16 protein-coding genes are annotated in these 20,526 nt (G+C 68.9%); 8 read left to right on the top strand and 8 right to left on the bottom strand.

Going from position 1 to position 20,526, the window contains the following annotated elements:
- The first annotated feature begins 42 nt into the window (after positions 1-42).
- Positions 43-447, top strand: a complete 405-nt coding sequence (locus VGP60_RS24855; RefSeq protein WP_327550492.1) for an SLATT domain-containing protein — start codon at positions 43-45, stop codon at positions 445-447.
- Here VGP60_RS24855 and VGP60_RS24860 read toward each other — a convergent pair.
- From VGP60_RS24860 to VGP60_RS24875, 4 genes are all read right to left on the bottom strand, one after another.
- A complete protein-coding gene (locus VGP60_RS24860) occupies positions 444-1,493 on the bottom strand; it encodes a DNA polymerase IV (protein ID WP_414640401.1) in 1,050 nt (349 codons plus the stop codon). The two genes, VGP60_RS24855 and VGP60_RS24860, sit on opposite strands and share 4 nt — an antisense overlap.
- Before the next feature lie 33 nt (positions 1,494-1,526).
- Positions 1,527-2,024: a YceI family protein gene (locus VGP60_RS24865; RefSeq protein WP_327550494.1), complete on the bottom strand. Its 498-nt coding sequence runs from the start codon at positions 2,022-2,024 to the stop codon at positions 1,527-1,529.
- On the bottom strand, positions 2,021-2,491 hold the full coding sequence (locus tag VGP60_RS24870) for a hypothetical protein (RefSeq protein WP_327550495.1): 471 nt from the start codon (positions 2,489-2,491) through the stop codon (positions 2,021-2,023). Before VGP60_RS24870 ends, VGP60_RS24865 begins: the two co-directional genes overlap by 4 nt.
- An 82-nt stretch (positions 2,492-2,573) precedes the next feature.
- On the bottom strand, positions 2,574-5,336 hold the full coding sequence (locus VGP60_RS24875) for an ATP-binding protein (protein WP_327550496.1): 2,763 nt from the start codon (positions 5,334-5,336) through the stop codon (positions 2,574-2,576).
- 147 nt (positions 5,337-5,483) lie between these two features.
- On the opposite strand from VGP60_RS24875, the gene VGP60_RS24880 reads away from it, so the two are divergent.
- Positions 5,484-6,488, top strand: coding sequence for an aminoglycoside 3'-phosphotransferase/choline kinase family protein (locus tag VGP60_RS24880; RefSeq protein ID WP_327550497.1), 1,005 nt, complete (start codon positions 5,484-5,486; stop codon positions 6,486-6,488).
- Here the strand turns inward: VGP60_RS24880 and VGP60_RS24885 are convergent.
- The 3 genes from VGP60_RS24885 to VGP60_RS24895 are packed head-to-tail and all read right to left on the bottom strand — an operon-like array spanning position 6,425 to position 9,932.
- Positions 6,425-8,557, bottom strand: coding sequence for a phage holin family protein (locus tag VGP60_RS24885; RefSeq protein WP_327550498.1), 2,133 nt, complete (start codon positions 8,555-8,557; stop codon positions 6,425-6,427). The two genes, VGP60_RS24880 and VGP60_RS24885, sit on opposite strands and share 64 nt — an antisense overlap.
- The gene (locus VGP60_RS24890) at positions 8,554-9,144 is read right to left on the bottom strand and encodes a DedA family protein (protein ID WP_327550499.1); all 591 of its coding nucleotides are present in this window, start codon (positions 9,142-9,144) and stop codon (positions 8,554-8,556) included. The genes VGP60_RS24885 and VGP60_RS24890 overlap by 4 nt, the downstream gene beginning before the upstream one ends.
- Positions 9,141-9,932 carry an MBL fold metallo-hydrolase gene (locus tag VGP60_RS24895; protein WP_327550500.1) on the bottom strand — a complete coding sequence of 264 codons (792 nt, stop codon included), beginning with the start codon at positions 9,930-9,932 and terminating at the stop codon, positions 9,141-9,143. Before VGP60_RS24895 ends, VGP60_RS24890 begins: the two co-directional genes overlap by 4 nt.
- A 105-nt stretch (positions 9,933-10,037) precedes the next feature.
- Between VGP60_RS24895 and VGP60_RS24900 the strand changes: the two genes are divergently transcribed.
- From VGP60_RS24900 to VGP60_RS24910, 3 genes are all read left to right on the top strand, one after another.
- On the top strand, positions 10,038-10,319 hold the full coding sequence (locus VGP60_RS24900; protein WP_327550501.1) for a DUF2277 domain-containing protein: 282 nt from the start codon (positions 10,038-10,040) through the stop codon (positions 10,317-10,319).
- A gap of 210 nt (positions 10,320-10,529) precedes the next feature.
- Positions 10,530-12,938: a beta-L-arabinofuranosidase domain-containing protein gene (locus VGP60_RS24905; protein WP_327550502.1), complete on the top strand. Its 2,409-nt coding sequence runs from the start codon at positions 10,530-10,532 to the stop codon at positions 12,936-12,938.
- A 38-nt stretch (positions 12,939-12,976) separates the two neighbouring features.
- A complete protein-coding gene (locus tag VGP60_RS24910) occupies positions 12,977-15,301 on the top strand; it encodes an AbfB domain-containing protein (RefSeq protein WP_327550503.1) in 2,325 nt (774 codons plus the stop codon).
- Here the strand turns inward: VGP60_RS24910 and VGP60_RS24915 are convergent.
- The gene (locus tag VGP60_RS24915) at positions 15,298-16,389 is read right to left on the bottom strand and encodes a DNA alkylation repair protein (protein WP_327550504.1); all 1,092 of its coding nucleotides are present in this window, start codon (positions 16,387-16,389) and stop codon (positions 15,298-15,300) included. The genes VGP60_RS24910 and VGP60_RS24915 overlap by 4 nt on opposite strands.
- Positions 16,390-16,461: 72 nt before the next feature.
- Between VGP60_RS24915 and VGP60_RS24920 the strand changes: the two genes are divergently transcribed.
- The 3 genes from VGP60_RS24920 (at position 16,462) to boxB (ending at position 20,516) form a co-directional block, all read left to right on the top strand.
- Positions 16,462-17,205 (top strand): TetR/AcrR family transcriptional regulator, encoded by a 744-nt coding sequence (locus tag VGP60_RS24920; protein ID WP_327550505.1) that lies wholly within the window; start codon positions 16,462-16,464, stop codon positions 17,203-17,205.
- 176 nt (positions 17,206-17,381) lie between these two features.
- Positions 17,382-19,091: a 2,3-epoxybenzoyl-CoA dihydrolase gene (gene boxC, locus VGP60_RS24925; protein ID WP_327550506.1), complete on the top strand. Its 1,710-nt coding sequence runs from the start codon at positions 17,382-17,384 to the stop codon at positions 19,089-19,091.
- 3 nt (positions 19,092-19,094) lie between these two features.
- Positions 19,095-20,516 carry a benzoyl-CoA 2,3-epoxidase subunit BoxB gene (gene boxB / locus VGP60_RS24930; protein WP_327550507.1) on the top strand — a complete coding sequence of 474 codons (1,422 nt, stop codon included), beginning with the start codon at positions 19,095-19,097 and terminating at the stop codon, positions 20,514-20,516.
- Positions 20,517-20,526 lie beyond the last annotated feature (10 nt).

The following is a 20,526-nucleotide window of genomic DNA, read 5'->3' on the forward strand; positions in this document are numbered from 1 at the left end:
AGGACAAGGGAAATCCCCGCCGTACAGGACGTCGCCTCGTACGTGGCGATCCGGGTCCGCGGGCAGATCGACGACTACTACTCGCCCGGTGCGCGGCGGATGGGGATGCGGTGCACCCTCCTCAAGCGCGGCGAAACCGCGCTCGCCACGATCGCCGCGGTGCTCGCCGCTGTCGTGGGCATCTTTCCTTCAGAGGCACTGGCCGCGTGGATCGCCGTGCTCACCACCCTCGCCGCCGCCCTCGCGGCGGCCGGGCGGTACGAGTACCAGCAGATCGAATTCATGCGCACCGCCGACGAACTCGAACGGCTGCTGGCCTGGCAGGCCTCGACCGGTGCTTCCGGGGACGACGAGTTCGTCGCCGCGTGCGAGCGGGTCATCTCGATCCAGAACGAGGGCTGGATGGCCGCACTGACCACAGAGGACGAAAGCCGCGACCGTTCCTAGGTCGTGTCTGGCCGCTCGAATTCGGCCCGGACACCGAGCAGCCGCACCGGCCGCGTGTGGTCGAACCGGGCCAGCACGGTCAGCGCCGCGCGTTCGATCTCGTCGCCGTCGCTGGTCGGCGCGGGCAAGGTGAGGCTGCGGGTCTGGGTGAAGAACGGCGCGAACCGCACCTTCATCGCGACCCGCACGGCGGGCCGTCCGTCCGCGACGACGTCCTCGGTCACCCGTCTCGCGAGCACGGCCGTCTGCGCGGTGATCTCCGCGTAGTCGGTCAAGTCCTGCTGGAACGTGGTTTCCCGGCTGTGCGAGCGCGGTACGTACGGCGTGGTGGTCACCTCGGTGTCGCCGATGCCGTTGGCGAGCAGGCGATACCACGGCCCCATGGTCGGCCCGAACCGCGCGGCGAGCGGGGCCGGATCGGCGGCGGCCAGTTCGGACACCGTCGTCAGGCCGGCTTCGGCGAGCTTCTTCGCGGTCTTGCGGCCGATACCCCATAACGCGTCCGTGGGCCGCTCGCCCATGACCGCGGTCCAGTTTTCCCGGGTGAGGCGGTAGCTCCCGGCCGGTTTGGCGAACCCCGTGGCGAGTTTCGCGCGGAGCTTGTTGTCGCCGATGCCGACCGAAGAGTCCAGCCCGGTGGAGTCGGCGACACCCGATCGAATTTCGTCGGCCAGTGCTTCCGGGTCCTCGGTGCGGGCGCCGAGAAAGGCTTCGTCCCAGCCGAGCACCTCGACGTCCACCGGGAATTCGCGGATCGTGGCCATGACCCGTTCGGAGACTTCCGTGTACGCGGGCGGGTCGCTGGGCAGGAAAACGGCTTCCGGGCACCGTTTCGCGGCGATCCGCAGTGGCATCCCGGAGTGGACGCCGAATTCGCGCGCCTCGTAGGAGGCCGTGGCGACCACCGCTCGCTGGGTGGGATCACCAGAGCCCCCTACGACTACCGGCAGGCCGCGAAGTTCCGGATGCCGCGCGACCTCGACCGCGGCGATGAACTGGTCGAGGTCGAAATGCAGGATCCAGTCCGTGGTGGACACGGGTCCCATTGTGCGTCGCCGGTACCGCGCTGTCGACCCGGCTCAGGACCGGAGAAACCGCACCACGAGCTCGACGTCGACTTCCCGTGCGATGATCCCGCGTCCCGCGGTCACACCGAGCGCGGCCCGGTCGACCCTGGCGTGCGCGCGAACATCCACTGTGGACCCATCGACTCGGACTTCGTCGATGACGAGCTCGACGGACGCCTGCTGCCGCTGTCCGGAAAGGACACCGGCGACCGTCGTCGCGTCCGCGGAAAGCTTTCCCGTGAAACCGAGCGTCGGATACCGCCCGGTGTCGAGGAATTTCGGGCCGCGGATATCACGGTCACGGCGTTTGCTGGACGTCGTGAAACTCGCCGCGTCGATCTCGGCCGTGACGGTGACGCCGTCGGCCTTCGCTTCGACGTGTCCCGCCAGGACGGCGAAGGTGCCGCGGACGGTGAACAGGCCGAGTTCGCGGATCTTGAAGGAGACTTCGCTGCTGCTGGGCCGGATCTCGTAGACGCCGAGTGCCGGCAGCGCTGCCGTGGTGGTCATGACACCACCCGGAACAGCTCGACGTGGTCGGGGCCGGGCAGCAGGGCGACGTCCTCACCGGGCAGCAGGGGCAGCTCGCTGATCCGCCGCCCGCCCTCCTCCAGCGACTCCATCGACGTGGCCAGCACGACGATCACCTGCCGCCGATCCCGCGGCTCCCACAAGCTCAGCATCCGCACCGCGCCCGGATGTCCCGCCATCGCGGGGCCGATGCGTTCCCGGTCGGCGCGGGCACCGGCGTTCTTGACCGCCTCGCTCACCGGCGCGGCGAACGTGACCACACTGGCGACCGTCGGGGCCGAACCCGCTTCGGTGAGCGCTTTGTCGTCTTCCACCAGGTAACCGCCGTCGGCCGGCTCCTCGGCCCAGAGCCGCAGCAGCAGGTTCGCCGGCCCGCCGATCTGACTCAGCCGGTACTGCTCGGTGGCACCGCCGTCCGGTCCGGCCTTCTCCAGTGTCGCGTACATGTCGTTCTCCCGTCGTCGTTTCCGATGACGGCAACGATCGCCGACCGGTGGCGCGGGCGGATCCGGGGAATTACCGAGGTGACTACGTAATCTGGTTCCTGGCCGCCCACGCGGCGGCCTGCGAACGGTTGGCGAGACCGAGTTTGCCCAGCACGTTGGCCACATGCGTCTCGACGGTGCGTTCCGAAAGCACGAGTTCGCCCGCGATCTCCCGGTTCGACCTCCCGCCGGACAGCAGCCCGAGCACCTCACGTTCCCGGCGGGTCAGCCCGGGGGTGTGGCGACGGAGTTCGCCGAGGAGCTCCTTGGCGCGGAGCAGGGTGGGACGCATGCGCAGCCGCTCGGCCGTCGCCACCACCCGTTCGAGATAGCCGGCCGCGCGGGTGAGGTCGTTCCGGGTTCCGCGCTGGTGAAGGAGTTCCGCCAGCGAAAGCTCGGACAGCGTGCGATAGGGGAGTGCGCCCGTGCGGTCGTCGATGCCGATCGCTTCGGTGAAATGCCGTTCGGCGTCTTCGGGGCGGCCGAGTGCGGCGGCGAGCATGCCGAGACTGCGGGACACCGAACCGAGGCAGAGCACCGATCCGGAGCCACCCGCCACGCAGAATTCCTGGTACGGCAACAGGAGTTCGTAACACAGCGCCGCCGAATCGAGTTCGCCGAGAGCGATGGCCAGCTGCCCGCCGCCGGTGACCGTGCCGAGCCAGCGGCCGTCGAGATCGAGCCGCGGCAGTGCTCGCCGCAGGTCCTCGAAATGGTCACGAGCGACGTCGGAATCCCCCGCCTCCCAGAGGAACTTGCCCGCCAGCGCCCAGAAGATGGGTAACCGGACCACCGGGCCCATGGCCCGCATCAGCTCGACGTGCTCGCTGTGCCTGCCCTGCAACGCGAGTAATTCGATGCGAAACGCGCCGTCGATGCCGATCGCGCTCCAGTCTTCGGTGCGATTCGCCCACTCGAGGGCGAGGTCGCTTTCGGCTTCCGCGTCGGCGAAGCGGCCGGCCAGCAGCTGCCGCGCCGCGGACAGGCGATGCAGATGCCAGTGCGCGATCGGCCAGCCGTGCCGGTCGGCGAGAATGCCGAGGTTCGTCAGTTCGGTGTCGACGACGTCGAGCGCGCCGAGCTGGAGGGACGCGTCGATCCGCCACAGCCGTCCCCAGAGTTCGGCGTCTTCCGGGCCGCCTCGCCCAGCCAGCTCCAGGATGCGGCGCGCGAGTTCGAGCCGTTCTGTCACCCCGTCCGGACCGCTGGCGGCGTGCTGCCGGGCGCGGAACGCGTCGGCCAGCGCGAGCGGGTCGCCGCTCGATTCGGCCAGCCGCAACGCTTCCCGGCTGTCTTCGTCGACCTGCTCGAAGCCGAGCACCTCACCGAGGGCGATCGTGCGCTGCGCCAGCACCCTGGCGCGCCCGGCCACGGCGTCGGCGGGCAACGCGGCGAGCGCGCGATCGCACAGCGCGAGCACGCCGACGTTCGCCGGGCCGCCGATCCCGTGCACGACGAGTGCCGCCCGCACCAGTGCGTCGGCCGGGCCCACTCGCTCGGCGAGCGTCATCGCGGTGTCGCAGCGCCGCACCGCCGCGTCGGTCCGCCCGCCGGAGTATTCGGCTTCGGCGGCCATCAGCACCAGGTCGAGGCGATCCTCGTCCGCCACACCGGGCAGCGCGAGGGCCGCGTCGAGGATCCGCACCGCGCGATCGGGGGCGAACCGCACGGCCGTGGCGGCGGCTTGGCGGCAGGCGGCGACGGCGAGCGCGCGGCTGTCGTCGTCGGTGGCGCATCGCAGGCGATGGGTGGCGGGTTCCCCGGCGAGCTGCCCGTTTTCGATGGCTTCCGCCGCCTTGCGATGCCACTCCAGCCGCTGCTGGACGGTCAGGCGGGCATACACCGCGTCGCGCAACAACGCGTGGGTGAAGCGAAACCGCGCGGGAAGCCCGCCGACTTCGGTGAGCAGTCCCGCCGCGGCGGCTTCTTCGAGCGCCTCCATCGCTTGCTCGCCGTCGCCACCGAGCGCGGTGAGCTCGGCACACCCGCATTCGGTGCCGAGCACCCCGGCGACCGCGACCGCGCGCTGTCCGGCGTCGGACAACCCCGCCACCCGCGCGGCGGTGATCGACGCGAGGTTTTCCGGGACACCGAAGGGCCACCGGCCGTCAGCGGGCGCGGGTTCGGCGGCGAGCGCGGCCTCTCGCAGCGAACTCAGGAGCTCGAGGACGAACAGCGGATTGCCGCCGCTTTCCCGGTACAGCACGGGATGCCAGCTCGGATGCGCCGCCGCCGCGGCCAGCGCGACCTCCTCGGCGGACCACGCCCTTGGCCGGAGCAGGACCGCCGAGCCGGTCCTGTCGAGTGCCGTCAGCGCGTTGCGCAACGCCGCCGGACGCTCGTTGGTGCGGTACGTGCCGACCAGCGTCAGCCATGGTTTGCCGACGCCCTGGCACAGCAGCTTGAGCGTGGCTTCGTCCGCCCATTGCAGGTCTTCCAGCACCACGACCAGGCCTTGCCCGCAGGCCGACGAGCTCAACGTCGTGAGCACTTTCTCGAACGCCCTCAGCCGCGCGACGCTGTAGATCTCGTCGCCACCGGCGATGTCGTCGAGCAGATCGAGTTCGGGGCGGCCGAGCAGCGCCTCCCACCACGGCCACAACGCCGGCGCTGTCTCCTCCTGGAGTGTCCGCCCGACAAGCGTCGGTATCTCCCGCTCACCGGCCAGCCGGGTCAGTTCCGTGACGAGCCTCGTCTTGCCGATCCCCGGTTCGCCGCCGAGCATCAGCACCCGGCCCTCACCGCCGCGGACAGCGTCAAGGGCCGAGGTCAATACGACGAGCTCGCCCTCCCGGCCGACCAGCATTCCGACATGATGACCCTCCGACGCCGACTTGTCAGGTTTTACCGGTACGTCGCAAAGCCGAGCCGAAACTCAGCAATAGTACGAAAATCGCCAACGCCGTCACCATCTGTCGACAGATGGTGATCTCGGTGCGCTAGCGTGCGGCGTATGCCGATCTTCCCGCCCGTCACCACCGAGCCCGAGACCGACGCGTTGACGCGGGAGCAGTTGTTGCCCGCGGCGAAGGTGTTGTGCGGGGAGCTCGGGCTGGGTGGGCTCGAGGTGACGGCGTTCGCCGACGGGTCGCTGCCGGTTTACGCGGTCGGCGACAAGCTGGTTCTGAAGCTTTATCCGCCTATCTACCGGCATGAGCTGGACATCGAGAGTTCGGTGCTGAGGGCGGTCCACGGGCGGTTGCCGATTCCGACGCCGGGGGTGGAGCGGGCGGGCGGGTTCGAGGGCTGGGGTTACGTCGTCATGGAGCGGCTGGCGGGGGAGACCTTGAAGGAGGTCTGGCCTCGACTGTCCACTGAGGACAAGCAACGGCTCGCGCCACAGCTGGGGGCGGTGATGGCCGCGTTGCACGCCATCGAGGATCCGGCGTTGGACGTGCTGGGGCCGGGCGACTGGGCGGGGTTCGTCGCGAAGCAGAAGGCGGTGGCTGTCGAGCGGCACCGGCGGCTGCGGCTGGACGAGGTGTGGGTGGCGCAGATCCCGGAGTTCTTGGACAGTGTGGACTTTGGCGAGCCCGAACCTGTTTTGCTGCACACGGAGTTCGGCCGCGAGCATCTCATGATGGTTCAGGACGACGACGGCTGGCGGGTGTCCGGGCTGTTCGACTTCGAGCCCGCGTTGCGGGGCGCGGCGGAGTACGAGTGGGTCGGTGTCGGCATGTTCGTTTCGGGTGGTGACGCGGATTTCCTGCGGCGGATGCTGCTCGGGTACGGCTATGTCCCCGAGCAGCTCGACGAAGCGCTGTCCCGGCGTTTCCTGGCGTACGCGTTGCTGCATGTGTACAGCAACTTCCGGTGGTACCTGGCGATTCTCCCGCCGCCGGCGGAACCGACGTTCGACTCCCTCGCCAAGGCTTGGTGGGGCACATCGGTGACTCAGGCGTTGACAACGTCCGAAGGTTCCGGCGATTCCGTCTCGCGTCCGGCGGGCTCGGGGTGACCGAGTGTGGTCAGCCAGCCGCGGAACAGCTTATGCAGCGACTCGGCGCCGACAGGCTCGCCGTCTGTGCCGAGTTCTCGCGGGTGCAGGATGAAGCCCCGCGCCTGCGGCCCGCCCATGCCGCCGTGGGAACCGACGTGTGGCTCGAACGGCGACGCCTGGTCGGACTCCGGGTCGTAGTTGCTGTTGATCATGATGTCGGCGCAGTGCGGGAAAGTGTCGACGCGTTGGATGAGGTCGGCGGCGTGCGGGCCGTAGCCGGTCAGTGGGTCGTCACCGATGACGACGTCGGTCGCGAGCCGACGCAGCCCGTCGCGGCCGAAGACGACCGGCCCGAACTCCGCGCTGCGCACCAGCAGGAAGCCCACACCGGGATGGTCCACGAGCGCCGGCAGCAGCTCGGGGAATTCGCGCTCGATCGTCTCGAGTTCCACGCGGCCTTCGTGATCGGTGAACGAGACCATCGCGACGTGGCCCGACACCACGACGACCACGCCGGGCGCCACCCTGGTGACTTCGCCGGGCTTGCCGCTGCTGGTGCGTGGATGGTCTCCGGAGCACTCGGCCTGTTCGACGCGGCTACGCAGGCGTCGCGCGATGAGCCCGCCGCCGGAGGTGGCTTCCGCGAGGGCGGCGTTGATCTGCCAGCCTTCGGCCTGACGTCGTTTGCCGTGCCCGACCATGTCGGCCTCGCTCGTGCCGCACAGCCGGCCGACGAGCGCTTCGATGGTCTCGCCGAAGCGGTCCGCGAACGCCCAGCCCTGTGTCTGGCCGTGGTCGGACAGCGCGACGATCCGGTACGGGCGCGGGCCCAGTTTGCTGGCGCGGTGCAGGCGGGCGATCTGCTGGTCGATCGTGCGGAGCACGGCGAGGGTGTCGAAGCGCTCGATACCGGAGTGGTGCGCGACCTCGTCGTAGCCGAGGAAGTCCGCGTACACCACGGGCCTGCCGGCCAGGATGTCCTCGATGATCGCGGAGACCACGACGTCCCGCGCGATGACGGTGGTTCCGGGGCGCGCCAGGGGATAGAGGCCGCCACGGTTGATCCGGGGCCGGACGTCGGCGCGACGCTGCTTCGACGCGGCCGACAGTTCGCGGCCGACGTCGATCAGCGCGACGACCAGTGTGCGCAGCGCGTTGACCGGATTCGCGAAGTAGGCGTAATACCCCGCGCCGACTCGATCGCGTCCGCGGCGTTTTCCGCGCAGCCCCTTGGGCACCAGCATCGGAATGGAGCTCATCGTGAGGCTGACGTGCGGCGCGTCCCCGCTGAACAGGTTGCCGCGGCTCGCGCCGTCACCGGACAGCAGGCCGCGGCCGTCGGAGTGCCGCCGCTCGATCTCGGCCGCGTCCGACGGGTGCGCGCACGCCATGACGTGGTCGCGATCCTTTTCGTACCACCGGAAACCGAGGATGTCGTGGTTCGAGCCGTGCAGGATCGCGCAGACGCTCGCGCCGGTCTGCGAGCTCCAGTCGGTGTGCCACCTGGTCAGCGTGTGCGTGCCGTTTTCCAGCCAGGCCGCGAAAGTGGGCATGTCGCCGTCGCGGACCGCGCGCCGGACGGTGTCGTAACCGAGGCCGTCGATCTGCAGGAACAGCACGCCCGGGGTGTCGTCGGCGTCGGCCTGGTCGCGTTTGCGGCGGCGCCTCACCGCGCGGCGGAAGAAGATCTCGTCCTCGTCGACCGCCAGCAGGCTGCTGATCAGTGCGCCGACCCCGGCCATCGCGATCGCGACGACCACGGCCGTCTCGAAGTTGTCGATCTCCACCCCGGGAATGGTCTTGAAGATCGCGAGCACCCCGGCGCCGAGCAGCAGGAAGCTGCCGACGCCGAGGGTGAAGAACGCGACCGCCCAGGCGATCCGCATCACCAGCGGCCACACCACCGCGGTCAGCACGCCGAGCATCAGCGCGCAGACCGTCGGCTGCCACCACCTGGTCAGCGCGAACCCGTCGAGCCAGACGTCGAGCAGCCGCAGTGCCCCGGTGGCCACGGCCCAGACGAGCACGGCCCGCGCCAGCGTGCGGCCGCCGCGAAGCAGCCTGCCGTTACGGGAAGTCGTGGTCATGATCGCTCTCCGGTCTTCGGGCGTTGCCGGTACTTGCTCACCAAGGTCGTCACGACGGTGACCACGAGTACCAGCACGGTGGCGAGCAGCGTGGCGACCAGTGGCGAGTCGAACAGACCGCCGCTGACGATGCCGAGCAAGGCGTAGGCGACGGCCCAGATCAGTGAAGCTGCCAGCGCGGCGGGAAGCAACCGGCGCCACGGATACGCCAGTGCCCCGGCCGCGAGCAGCACCGGGATCCGGCCCGCGGGGACGAGCCTGCCGATGACGATGAGCTGCCAGCCGCGGCGGGTGAACTGGGCGCGGGCCTTCTCCAGCCGTTCGGCCTGCTGCCGCCTCGCGACCCAGCGGACGGCGGCTTCACTGCCCAGGCGCGGGACGGCGAACGTGATCACGTCACCGACGAACGCGCCGAGGGTCGCCAGCACGATGACCAGCGGCAGGGACAGGTGATCGGTGGTCATCGCGACGGCGGCGCCCGCGCCCACGATGGCGCCGGTGGGCACGATCGGGATGACCGAGCCGAGCAGCACCCCGCCGAACAGCACGGGATAGCCGATGGCGGCGGGGTCGGTCCAGTCGGTCACGAGTGGTCCTTCGGAGCGGGGAACGGAACTGCCTCACCGGGTTGCGCGACGACCACTTCGGTGTCGTGTCCCGCGGCGAGCACCCCGGCGGCGAACTCCAGCGGCGGGTCGACCAGCAGGCGGCTCATCCGCGCGCTCCGGGACAGGCCGGGGACCACCAAAGTGCCCCAGTGCACGGGAACCGCGACGCGGGGACGCAGCAGGCCGACGGCGAGGGCGGCGCGGACGGGGTCGAGATGGCCGGGCCCGAGATTCGGCCCCCAGCCCCAGACCGGCAAGAGCGCGACGTCCACCGGGGCCAGCTTGGCCATGTCGGGGAACAAGTCGGTGTCCCCGGCGAAGTAGACGGAACTGTCCGGCGTCGTCAGCAGGTAGCCCATCGCCTCGGACTGCGGGCCGTGCGTGAGCCGCGGTCCCCAGCGGTGCCCGGAGTGCAGGGCGCGGGTCGCGCGGACGTGCAGGTCACCGTCGGTGAACTCGCCGTCGACGTCGAGCTCTTCGACGCGGGTGAAGCCGCGCTGACGCAGCCACGCCCCGGCGCCGCGCGGCACGACCACGCGGACGTGCCGCCCGATGAGCCGCAGTGACGGCAGGTGCAGGTGGTCGCCGTGGAGATGGGAGATGAGGACGAGATCGGTGTCACGCCACTGGGCCGGGTCGGGGAGCGGGACCACCCGGGACAATCCACCCACGCGGCGCGTGAGCACCGGATCGGTGAGGACCACCCGGCCGGCCAGTTCGAGGCGGGCCGTCGAATGCCCCAGGAAACGCATGCTCGGGCCGTTCACGGGTCCGAGTATGGCCCGTGAACGGGTGAAATGCCCTGAAAGGCGGGCGGGGAGTGGTGAGAAACGCACCGATCGGTTGAACCGGAATCGACCTATGCTGGGTTCATGTGCCGCAACATCACCACGCTGCGTGGCCTCGAACCTTCGGCGACGGCCGAGGAGATCGAAGCCGCCTCACGTCAGTATGTCCGGAAGGTCACCGGTATTCAGAGTCTGTCCGACCAGACCCGGGAGCCGTTCGAAACCGCGGTGGCCGAGATAACGGCGATCACCACCAGGCTGTTGTCGGAGCTGCCCGCCCGCCGTCAGCCGCCGCCCACGGTGCCGCCGCTGCGCCGCCCCGAGGTGCAGGCCCGGATCGCGGCGAAAGCCGCGCGCGCTCAGTAGACCTGCGGGGCGAAGCGCCTCCTTGAGGGGTGGCGGTCGGGCGACGGGTGGGCGAAGCGCCCATTGGGCTCTTCGGGTCGAGCTTCCGGGTGAATCTGGACAGCGTCGCGCCGACGTGATGTGATTTCCGACAGTAAGTTTTACAACGTTGGAAAAATGGCGGCGCGGCCATTCAGGGTCTTGGACGCTGCCTTCACGGAGGAGCTCCTCGTGCCGCTCAACCGACGCCAGTTCACCACCGCGGCCTTCGCCACGGCCCTCGCCGCGACGCTCCGACCCGGGAGCGCCGCCGCTGTCCCGCCTGCCGCGGGCGGGCTCTACTCGCCGAACCGGGCGCCGCTGCGGCCGATGGCGTTCCTCAAACTTCCCCCGGGCAGCGTCACCGCCCGCGGCTGGCTGGCGGGGCAGCTGCGGTTGCAGCTCGACGGCCTGTGCGGCCGCTACCCGGAGGCGTCGCATTTCCTCGACTTCTCCACCAGCGGCTGGGTCCATCCGGAACGCGGCGGCTGGGAAGAGGTGCCCTACTGGCTGCGCGGCTACGTCGACCTCGCGGCCGTCACCGGCGACGCGGCCGCGCTGGCGACGTCGAAGAAGTGGATCGACGCCATCCTCGCGACCCAGCAGTCCGACGGCTTCTTCGGCCCGGTCACGTTGCGCACCGCGCAGAACGGCGGCCCCGACTTCTGGCCGTATCTCCCGCTGCTGCAGGCGTTGCGCTCCTGGCAGGAGTACGCCGCCGACAGCCGGGTCGTGCCGTTCCTGACGCGGTTCCTGCGCTACATGAACGCCCAAGGCCCCGGCGCGTTCAACACCGGCTGGGTCGCCACGCGCTGGGGTGACGGGCTGGACACGGTGTTCTGGCTGTTCAACCGCACCGGCGAGCCGTTCCTGCTCGATCTCGCCGACAAGATCCACACCTACAGCGCGAGCTGGGTCGGCGCGCTGCCCAGTCTCCACAACGTCAACATCGCCCAGGGCTTCCGCGAACCCGCGCAATACGCGCTGCGCAACGGATCCGCGTCGCTGACCCAGGCGACCTACGGCGTCTACGACACCGTGATGCGCGACTACGGGCAGTTCCCCGGCGGCGGGTTCGCCGGGGACGAGAACGCCAGGCCCGGGTTCGGCGATCCGCGTCAAGGCTTCGAGACCTGCGGGATCGTCGAGTTCATGGCCAGCCACCAGTTGCTGACCCGCATGACCGGGGATCCGGTGTGGGCCGACCGGTGCGAGGACCTGGCGTTCAACTCGCTGCCCGCGTCGCTCGACCCGTCGGGCAAGGCCGTCCACTACGTCACGAGCGCGAACAGCGTCGATCTCGACAACAGTCCCAAAACCGAGGGACAGTTCCAGAACGGCTTCGCGATGCAGGCGTACCTGCCCGGCGTCGAACAGTACCGCTGCTGCCCGCACAACTACGGCATGGGCTGGCCGTACTTCACCGAAGAACTCTGGCTCGCCACCCCGGATCACGGGCTGGCCGCCGCGATGTACGCCGCGAGCAAGGTCAAGGCCAAGGTCGCCGACGGCACCACGGTGACCGTGACCGAGGACACGGACTACCCGTTCCGCGACACCATCACCTTGACGATCAGCACGCCCAAGCGCCTGTCGTTTCCCTTGTACCTCCGCATTCCCGCCTGGTGCGCCAACCCCGAGCTGCGGGTCGCCGGGCGGCCGGTGGCGGCGCCGGCGGGCCCGGATTTCGTTCGGGTGGAACGGATGTGGGCCAACGGCGACACCGTCACGTTACGGCTGCCGCAACGCACGACCGTGCGTACCTGGGGCGCCAACCACGACTCCGTCTCCGTCGACCACGGCCCGCTGACGTACTCGCTGCGTATCGGTGAGCGGTACAGCCGGCTGGGTGGCACGGACCAGTTTCCCGAATATGCCGTGCATCCCACGACTCCGTGGAACTATGGGCTGGCGGCGTCCTCCTTCGGCTTCGAGGCGGCCGGTGGCCCGCTGGCCGCCAACCCGTTCACCCACGAAGGGAACCCGGTGAAGCTGACCGCGTCCGCGCGCCGGATCGACGCGTGGACGGCCGACCGCCAGCAGGTCGTCACCCCGTTGCAGGCCAGTCCCGCGCGCAGTGACGCCCCGGTGGAGACGGTCACCCTGATCCCGATGGGCGCCGCGCGGCTGCGGATCACCTCATTCCCCATGGCGTCCCCCGACGGCCATCCGTGGACCCCGCCCGCCCCCTATTCCCGGATCCAGAACCGCAACTCCGGCAAGGTACTGGGAGTCGACCTGATGTCGACAGCGGATAGTGCGCGCGTGGTGCAGTTCGCGGACAACGGCACCGCGGACCATCTGTGGCAGCTGGTCGACAACGGCGATGGCTGGTACCGCATCAGGAACCAGAACTCCGGCAAGGTGCTCGGCGTCGACCGGATGTCCACCGCGGACAGTGCGATCGTCGTGCAGTTCGCCGACAACGGCACCGCGGACCACCTCTGGCAGCTGATCGACAACGGCGACGGCTGGTCCCGGATCAAGAACCTCAACTCCGGCAAGGTGCTCGGCGTCGATCAGATGTCCACAGCGGACAGTGCGCAGGTCGTCCAGTTCGCCGACAACGGCACGGCCGACCACCTGTGGCGCCTGCTCTGAACTTGAACTTTTCAGCTCATCAACGAGGGGAATCGCCGATGACCAGACCCAGAACCGCGCACCGCCTCACCGTGGTGGCCGCACTGCTCGCGCTCGTCGCTTCCGCGTTGCCGGCAGGCACCGCCAACGCGGCCATGGCGGCTTGGACGCCGAAGCCGTCACCGATGACCACGCCGTGGACCAACCAGGTCCCGGTCGACAACCCGCTGCCGGAGTATCCGCGGCCCCAGCTCACCCGCCCGGACTGGGCGAACCTCAACGGTATCTGGAACTTCGCCGTCACCGGCGCGAACGCCGGGCAGCCGTCGAGCTTCACCGAGCAGATCCGCGTCCCGTTCCCCGCCGAGTCCGCGTTGTCGGGCATCCAGCGCAAGGTCACCCAGAACGACAAGCTCTGGTACCAGCGCACCTTCACCGTCCCGGCGGGATGGAACGGCCGCCGTGTCCAGCTGAACTTCGGCGCTTCCGACTGGAAGACCACCGTGTGGGTCAACGGGCAGCAGGCCGGTGGTGTCCACAATGGAGGGTTCGACTCCTTCGGGTTCGACATCACCCCGTTGCTCAACGGCGGCACGAACTCCATCGTCGTCTCGGTGTTCGACCCCACCGAGACCGGCGGTCAGGCGGTCGGCAAACAGCGGATCCGGGACGTCCCGCCGCACTCGGGCGGTGGCATCTTCTACACCGCCGCGTCCGGCATCTGGCAGACCGTGTGGCTGGAGCCGACCGCCCCGGCGCACATCACCCGGCTCGACCTGGTGCCGAACCTGGGCGACAACACCTTGCGGGCCACCGTTCTCGGTGCCGGCGTCAGCGGCCAGACCGCGAAGGTCACCGTGTCGACCGGCGGCACCACCGTGGGCACCGCCACCGGCGCGGTCGGCAGCGCGATTCCGGTTCCCGTGCCCAACGCGCACCGCTGGAGCCCGGAGGATCCGTTCCTCTACGACGTCAAGGCGGAGCTGGTTTCCGGCGAGAGCACCGTCGACGCCGTGAGCAGTTACGCGGGCATGCGCTCGATCGGTATCGCCAAGGTCGGTAACGTGCTGCGGCCCGTCCTCAATGGACAGTTCGTCTTCCAGACCGGCACGCTGGACCAGGGCTACTGGCCGGACGGCATCTACACCGCGCCCACCGACGAAGCGCTGAAGTTCGACCTGCAGAAGCACAAGGACCTCGGTTTCAACATGGTCCGCAAGCACATCAAGGTCGAGCCGCAGCGATGGTTCTACTGGGCCGACAAGCTGGGTCTGCTGGTGTGGCAGGACATGCCCGCGATGGACACCCGCACCCCCGACGGTCCCGCCCGGGTCCAATGGGAGGCGGAGTACCACGCCATCATCGACCAGCACCGCAGCTCGCCGTCGGTGGTCATGTGGGTCAACCAGAACGAGGGCTGGGGCCAGTACGACCAGGCGCGGATCGCCAACGAGGTCAAGGCGGCCGATCCGTCGCGGCTGGTCAACAACATGAGCGGCGTCAACTGCTGTGGCTCGGTCGACGGCGGCAACGGCGACGTGATCGACAACCACGTCTACGTCGGCCCCGGCAACACCGCGCCGACGGCGACCCGCGCCGCGGTGCTCGGCGAGTTCGGCGGGCTGGGCTACAAAGTGCCGGGGCACGAATGGTTCCCCGGCGGTGGGTTCAGCTACGAGAACCAGACGACGGTCGCGCGGTTGAACGACCGGTTCGTCGGCCTGCTCGACGGCATCCGTACCAGTCAGCTGAGGTTGGGGCTTTCGGCGTCGGTGTACACCGAGATCACCGACGTGGAGAACGAGGTCAACGGCCTGCTGACCTACGACCGGCAGGTGCTGAAGGTCGACACCAACCGGGTCAAGGCGGCGAACCTGGCACTGATCGACGCGTCCCGCAACCCGCCGCCACCGGTCGCGCTGCCGCTGAACCAGTACCGGTCGCTGCGGGTCGTCACTCCCGGGTGGACGAACAGGTACCTGCGCCATCGGGACGGCCTGGGCTTCACCGAGGTCGTCGACGGCGGCAGCAACGCGCTGCTGAAGGCGGACGCGACCTGGAAGGTCGTCCCCGGGCTCTCCAACTCGGCGTGCTACTCGTTCGAGTCGCGGAACTTCCCCGGCGGCTTCCTGCGCCACCGGGATTACCGGACGCGTATGGAGGGCAACGACGGTTCGGCGGTCTTCAAGGCCGACGCCACTTTCTGTGCCTCACAGGGCAACGGCGGCGTCCGGCTGGCCGCGGCCAACTTCCCCGAGCAGTACCTGAGGCATATCAACTCCGAGGTCTACCTGGCGACTCCGGGCGGTTCGCGCGCCTGGGACAACCCGGCCACCTTCACCGAGGACACCACGTGGTCCGTGGACGGACCCTGGGCTCCTTAGTGGACGGTGAACGGGGTCCTGCCGTACGAGACCCCGTTCACCTGGAGTTCGATGGTGTGCTCGCCGGGGTGGTAGACGCGGGTCGTGATCACCTTGAAGGAGTGGCCGCGCTCGAAGGTGACGTCCTCGCCGGGCTGCAGGGTTTTGGTGGCCAGCTTGAAGACCTTGGGCGTCAGGGTGCCGTTGGCCTTGCGGTGGTGGATGACGTAGTCGACGGCGAGGCGGGCGGGCTCGGTGCCCCCGTTCGTCAGGGTGCAGGAAAAGCGCAGTACCTCGCCGATGGTCACCGCGGTGCCGGTCAGCGTCGGGCCGTCGACGGCGAGCCCGTCGGCCGGGGCGAAGCCGAGCAGCGCGAGCGCGCCGGGGTTGCCCTTCTTGATCAGCGTCCGGAGGCCGTGCCGGACCAGCTGCTGCGTCTGCGCGTCCGGCTCTCCGCTCAGCCATTCGGCGGCGACGGCGTTGACCAGGTCCGGATCGGCGCGGCTGAGGTCGTTGAGGTGGTTGGCGACCGATCGGCGCACGTACGCCGACTCGTCGCGGTACAGCGCGCGCAGGATGTCCACTGTGGACTCCGGGCGGGTGACGATCGCGCGGACGCGTTTGGCCCACGGCAGCAGCGGCCGGGTGCCTTCGCTGGCGAGGCGCCGGACGTGCTCGTCCGGATGGTTGGTCCAGGTCGTCACGATCGCCAGCGCGCGGTCGAGGTCGGCTTCGAGCATCGCGCGGATGGCGAACTCGGCGGTCAGCCGCGGGGTGAGGTCGGCCAGCAGGGCGAGCCCGGCGTCGAACGAGTCGTTGCCCAGGGCGCGTGCGGTGACGGTCTCGCTGACCGGCCAGATCATCCACCCGGTGAACCGAGGGTCCTCCAGCGCCGTCCGGACCAGGGTTTCGATCGGCTCGTAGCCGGCGGGCAGGTCGCTCAGCAACGCGTCGCGGACGACGTCCTTGCGCTCGCTGAGGCTCAGGCCGTCCAAGGCTTTCGCGCTCTTCCGCAGTGCGCCGAGATCCTGCCCTGGCGAGGCCTTGGCCAGGCACTTGATGAGGCCCTGGACCGCGGTGGCGTTGAGCAATTCGTCTGCCGTCGGCACGAAAGCCGCTCCTTAGTGGTTGCGATCGCACTACAAGTGGGACTGTAGCAAATGTAGCGCTACACTCGGGGCATGGCCAAGCGTGCGGGGGAAGCGGATCGGCCCAAGGTCAGCGCCACGCGCGACCGCCTTCTGCTCGCCGCCGCGCAGTTGCTGCACGAGTCCGAGGACAAACAGGTTTCCACCCGGGCCATCTGTGAGCGCGCCGGGGTCCAGGCGCCCACGCTCTACCACCACTTCGGCAGCAAACAGGGCTTGCTCGACGCCGTCGTCAACTACGGTTTCACCCAGTACGTCCAGGAGAACGCCACCGCCTCCACTGCGGACGACCCGGTCGCGGCGATCCGTGAGGGCTGGGACAACCATGTCCGGTACGGCCTGGAACACCCGTCGTTCTACGTCCTGCTGTACGGGCAGATCGAACCCGGGGTGCCCTGCACGCTGACCGCCCGCGCCGAAGCCATGCTCCTCGACCTGCTCACCGCTGTGGCCCGCCAGGGCAGGCTGCGGGTCAGCCCGCCGGAGGCCGCGCGTCAGATCGTGGCCGCCAACGTCGGCGTGACGCTGAGCCTCATCGCCCAGCCCGTCGGCGACGTCGACACCGCGATGTCGCATCAGGTCCGAGACGCCGTCGTCGACTCCTTGATCACTGGTGAGTCGTCCGCTGGGGAGCGCTCTGTCGGCACGCTTGCCGTCGCGTTGTCCGCCGCCCTCGGCGACGACGTCACCGCGCTGAGCTCGAGTGAGCAGATCATGCTCCGCGAGTGGCTCCAGCGCCTCGCGGCTCGTGTGCCACGAGATGCCGACATGGCGTGATACCCCGCGTCCGCAACTACCGCCATCTGTCGACAGATGGCGAAGGTTGTTGGCAGCTGTTTCCAGTCCTGTTCGCCTGAGGGCACTGCTGTGGCGTTGACTATCTACATAACCTTGACGATTGTGGGATGTTGTGTAGACAATTAGTCTCCCATCGCAACGAGGAGGCGTTCGACATGACGGTCGCCACGAAGCCCGCACCGGTCGCGGTGCCCACGGGTACGCCGGAGGTGACCTTCGACCGGCATCCGGACGCGTACCGGCACTGGAAGCTCCGGATCGAGGGTCCGGTGGCGTGGCTGGAGATGGACGTCGACGAGCAGGGTGGCCTGGTCCCCGGCTACGAGCTGAAGCTCAACTCCTACGACCTCGGCGTGGACATCGAGCTCTACGACGCCGTGCAGCGCTTGCGGTTCGAGCACCCCGGCGTGCGGTCGGTCGTGATGACGAGCGCCAAGGACAACGTCTTCTGCGCCGGCGCCAACATCCGGATGCTGGCCGGGTCTTCGCACGCCTGGAAGGTGAACTTCTGCAAGTTCACCAACGAGACCCGCAACGGGATGGAGGACGCCACCGAGAACTCGGGGCAGACCTACCTCGCCGCGGTGAACGGCGCCTGTGCCGGTGGTGGCTACGAGCTCGCCCTGGCATGCGACAGAATCATCCTGATCGACGACAATTCGTCGACTGTGGCGCTGCCCGAGGTCCCGTTACTGGGCGTGCTGCCCGGGACCGGCGGCCTGACCCGGGTCGTCGACAAGCGCCGCGTCCGCAAGGACCGGGCAGACATCTTCGCCACCCGCTCGGATGGCATCAAGGGCAAGACCGCGGTCGACTGGAAGCTGGTCGACGAACTCGCGCCGCGCCGGGGGTTCACCGAAGCGGTCCAGGAGCGGGCGCTGGAAATCGCGTGGAACAGCAGCCGCCCGGTGGACGCCGTGGGCGTCGAACTCACCCCGCTCGACCGGGACGCGACCGCTGACGGCATCGCGTATTCGCATGTCACCGCCACTTTCGACCGCCCGGCCGGCACCGTCGAGATCACCGTCCGCGGGCCCCGCGACGACGCCCCGGCGAACGTCGGCGAGATCCACGCCCAGGGTGCGGAGAACTGGCTGCTCGCGCTCACCCGCGAACTCGACGACCTGATCCTGCGCCTGCGGACCAACGAAACCGAGCTCGGCACCTGGCTGATCCGCACCGAGGGCGACGCCGGAAAGGTGCTCGCGCACGAACGGGCCGTGCTCGGCAACGCCGCCGACGACTGGCTCTGCAACGAGATCGTGCACTACTACAAACGCACCCTCAAACGGCTCGACGTCACCAGCCGCAGTCTCATCGCGCGGATCGAACCGGGCAGCTGCTTCGCCGGTGTCCTCTTCGAACTCGTCGTGGCCGCCGATCGGCAGTACATTTTGGACGGACCGCCCATCGACGACGAGGACAGCGACGAGCGGGCGTCGATCACGTTGTCCGACGCCAACTTCGGGCCCTTCCCGATGGGCAACGGCCTCACCCGGCTGCAGTCCCGGTTCTACGGCGAGGACGAGCACATCGAGTGGCTCCAGCGAGAGAAGGATCGCGCGATCTCACCCGGCGAAGCCAACGAACTAGGACTCGTCACCGACGCGCCGGACGACATCGACTGGGAAGACGAGATCCGGATCGTCGTCGAGAGCCGGGCCGCGCTGAGCCCGGACGCGCTCACCGGCATGGAGGCGAACCACCGGTTCGTCGGGCCGGAAACCATGGAAACCAAGATCTTCGGCCGGCTCACCGCCTGGCAGAACTGGATCTTCATCCGGCCGAACGCTTCCGGTCCCGAGGGCGCGCTGCGCCGCTACGGCACCGGGCAGAAGGCCGTCTTCGACAGGAAGCGGGTGTAAGCCGTGCCGGAAAAGATCGACTACGACGCCAAGATCCCCAACAACGTCAACCTCGCCGGGGACCGCCGCCTGCAGCGCGCGCTGGAAGGCTGGCAGCCGAAATTCCTCAACTGGTGGGGCGAAATGGGTCCCACCCTGGAAACCCAAGGCGTCTACCTGCGCACCGCGGTCAGCGTCGGACGGGAAGGCTGGGCCCACTTCGGGCACGTCAACGTGCCGGACTACCGCTGGGGCATCTTCCTGGCCGAGCGCGACGCCGACCGCACGATCGCGTTCGGCGAGCACGCGGGACAGCCGGTGTGGCAACAGGTTCCGGGGGAGTACCGGGCGGATCTGCAGCGCCTGATCGTCATCCAGGGCGACACCGAGCCCGCGTCGGTGGAGCAGCAGAAGCTGCTGGGGCTCACCGCGCCGAGCCTCTACGACCTCCGGAACCTGTTCCAGGTCAACGTCGAAGAGGGCCGGCATCTCTGGGCGATGGTGTATCTGCTCCAGGCGTACTTCGGCAAGGAAGGCCGCGACGAAGCGGAAGGCTTGCTGCTGCGCAACTCCGGCAGCCCGGACACCCCGCGGATCCTGGGCGCGTTCAACGAGGAGACCGCCGACTGGCTGGCGTTCTACATGTTCACCTACTTCACCGATCGTGACGGCAAGTACCAGCTCGGCACCTTGAAGGAATCGGCGTTCGACCCGCTCTCGCGGACGTGCGAGTTCATGCTCAAGGAAGAAGCGCACCACATGTTCGTCGGCACCACCGGTGTCGACCGCGTGGTGACCCGCAGCGCGCAGCTCATTCGCGAGCACGACACCACCGATATCGCCGCCCACGGCGGAATCCCGCTCGAAATCATCCAGAAGTACATCAATTTCCACTACACCGTCTCGCTCGACCTCTTCGGCAGCGAGACGTCCACCAACGCGGCGAACTACTACACCGCCGGACTCAAGGGACGCTGGAAGGAAACCCGCCGCAAGGACGATCACCAGCTCACCAGCGGCAGTACCTTCCTCGACAAGCCCACCGCCGACGGCACCTGGAGCCAGGAGGAGGTCCAGACGCTGCTCGCGCTGAACCTCGACCTGCGCAGCGAGTACATCGCCGACTGCCAGAACGGGCTCAACCGGTGGAACAAGATCCTGGGCGACAACGACATCTCGTTCCGGTTCAAGCTGCCGCACCCGGGGTTCAACCGCAGTGTCGGCCTCAACGCCGGGCACCACGTGACCCCGGACGGCACGATCGTCGACGAGAAGACGTGGGAGACCAACCGGAAGAACTGGCTGCCCACCGGTGAGGATCTCGCCTTCGTCCGTTCGCTGATGCACCCGGTGTACGAGCGCGGGAAGATCGCGAGCTGGGTCGCACCGCCGAGCAACGGGATCGACAGCAAGCCGTTCGACTACGAGTACGTCTACCTCCCGTAAAGGCCGGTGT

The organism is Amycolatopsis sp. (genome assembly GCF_036008905.1).
Classification (GTDB): Bacteria; Actinomycetota; Actinomycetes; order Mycobacteriales; family Pseudonocardiaceae; genus Amycolatopsis.